We start from the raw sequence: 2,101 nt of genomic DNA, 5'->3' as shown, positions 1-2,101 counted from the left end.
AGTAGAGATTTATAGCAAATTATAAAAAACATCAAATAACCCTTAAAAATGGGGACTTTTTCCGATTGTGGTTATGAAAATTCCAAAAAAGTAGGGCAGTCTAAAAGCATTGATTTAGTTGAATAGTAGAGCGATGCACTAATTGAATATAGCATTTAAACGCCCATAGAGGGGTCTATTTTTTGAATAGGTTAATATATGGTACAACCGAGGGATGAATTATGTCATTTAGAAAATAATCTCGCAAAAAGGCAAAAAAGCATTGATTTTACTCACTTTTTTAACTTAAAAAAGGTTTAAAATAGCTCTAAATAGCTACTTTTTCAGATCTTAGTAATTTAAGCTTTTGCCTGATTCCACCTCTACCAGAGTAACCTCCAAGAGCTCCATCAGATCTAATCACTCTATGACAAGGTATTTTTGGTGCATATGGGTTTTTAGCACAAGCATTAGCCACAGCTCTGGCTGATTTAGGGCTGTTTATGGCAGCAGCAACTTGTTTATATGTTCTTATTTTACCTTTTGGTATAGTTTTGAGGTATTTCCAGACTTTTAATTGAAATTTAGTGCCTTTAAGATGCATTTTTTACTAAAAACCCCTGTTTCTTTGCACTTTTAAGAGTGCAAAGAACAGTTGTTTTGGCACGTCGTTGATGCGCTACCGCCATGCCTCCCGTTCTGCATGTTCAGCGATGCTTTGCAGAACTTTCTGCCCCCTGGATTTGTACCTCTCGGCTTTTGTCCAATTGGCCAGTTAAGGGTTGCCCCTTAATTCATATTTATCTTAACAGATGTAATTTTAAAGCTGTATCACCTTTTAATTGATTCTTAAAATTTATAGAAATTCATGTGAATATTGGGGATAAATCAAGCTTTGAAAACTAAGATAAAATAGCTGATTAAAAATAAGATTGCCAAGATAGATAAAAAAATAGTCTCAATGCTTTTGCCGTGATTTTTATATTGAATTGAACTTAAAATAATAAATCCCACAGAGGTAATTAAAAACCATACCGCAGGAATTTCTCCATCAATTGAACCCATAATTTTTATATTTAAACTATTGACATTAAAAATCACTTGATATATTACTAGTGATAATTAATTGTTATCAATAGTAATTGTATGAATGAACTGACAACAGACCTAAAATCGCTTCATGAGGCAACTTTAAATAACCTCAAAAGCTCAAAAGCAAATAATACTTTAAGAGCATATAAGTCAGACTTCAAAGATTTTGGGGCTTTTTGTGCTAAGCATGGTTTGAATTCTTTGCCATCAGAGCCAAAAATAGTTTCATTATACCTTACACACCTTTCTAAAAATTCGAAAATAAGTACTTTAAGAAGACGTTTAGTGTCAATTAGCATGGTTCATAAACTAAAAGGGCATTATCTCGACACCAAACATCCAATCATTGTAGAAAACTTAATGGGAATAAAAAGGGTGAAAGGAAGCATTCAAAAAGGTAAAAAACCTATATTAATCAGTCATTTAAAATCTTTAATTAATGTAATAGATCAACAAAAAATTGAAGATATTAAAAAATTTAGAGACAAGTCAATAATCTTAATTGGCTTTGGAGGAGGATTTAGACGAACTGAGCTTATTTCAATTGATCATGAAGATTTAGAATTTGTACCTGAGGGTCTTAAAATCACCATTAAAAGATCCAAAACCGATCAATTTGGTGAGGGAATGATCAAAGGTCTACCCTACTTTACTAATAAAAAATATTGCCCTGTGGTTAATCTTAAAAAGTGGCTAGAAATTTCTAAAATTGAATCTGGACCTATTTTTAGAAGATTTTCTAAAGGTTTATCTTTAACAGAAAAAAGATTAACTGACCAATCAGTAGTTTTATTAATGAAAGAATATCTAAATTTAGCAGGTATTGAGAATAAAAATTTTGCAGGTCATAGTTTAAGATCGGGTTTTGCAACTGTCGCTGCTGAATCTGGTGCTGATGAAAGTAGTATTATGGCAATGACTGGTCATAAAACAACGCAAATGGTCAGAAGATATATTAGAGAAGCAAATATATTTAAAAATAATGCTTTAAATAAGATTAAGATTTAAACTTACTATATCAAAAAAGTTT

The 2,101-nt window shown here is 31.4% G+C and carries 2 protein-coding genes; one reads left to right on the top strand and one right to left on the bottom strand.

The genetic code is table 11. The features are described from left to right. Positions 1 to 307: 307 nt before the first annotated feature. Entirely contained in the window at positions 308 to 583 is a 276-nt protein-coding gene (locus tag ACTT83_RS02390; RefSeq protein WP_440917045.1) for a methylated-DNA--[protein]-cysteine S-methyltransferase, read from the bottom strand. Positions 584 to 1,125: 542 nt separating this feature from the next. On the opposite strand from ACTT83_RS02390, the gene ACTT83_RS02385 reads away from it, so the two are divergent. After that, positions 1,126 to 2,079 (top strand): site-specific integrase, encoded by a 954-nt coding sequence (locus ACTT83_RS02385; protein WP_440918585.1) that lies wholly within the window; start codon positions 1,126 to 1,128, stop codon positions 2,077 to 2,079. Positions 2,080 to 2,101: the final 22 nt, after the last annotated feature.

The organism is Candidatus Pelagibacter sp. (assembly GCF_052049775.1).
GTDB lineage: Bacteria > Pseudomonadota > Alphaproteobacteria > Pelagibacterales > Pelagibacteraceae > Pelagibacter.
Note: the sequence above shows the minus strand (reverse complement) of the source record. Positions and strands in the feature narration are given on the sequence as shown.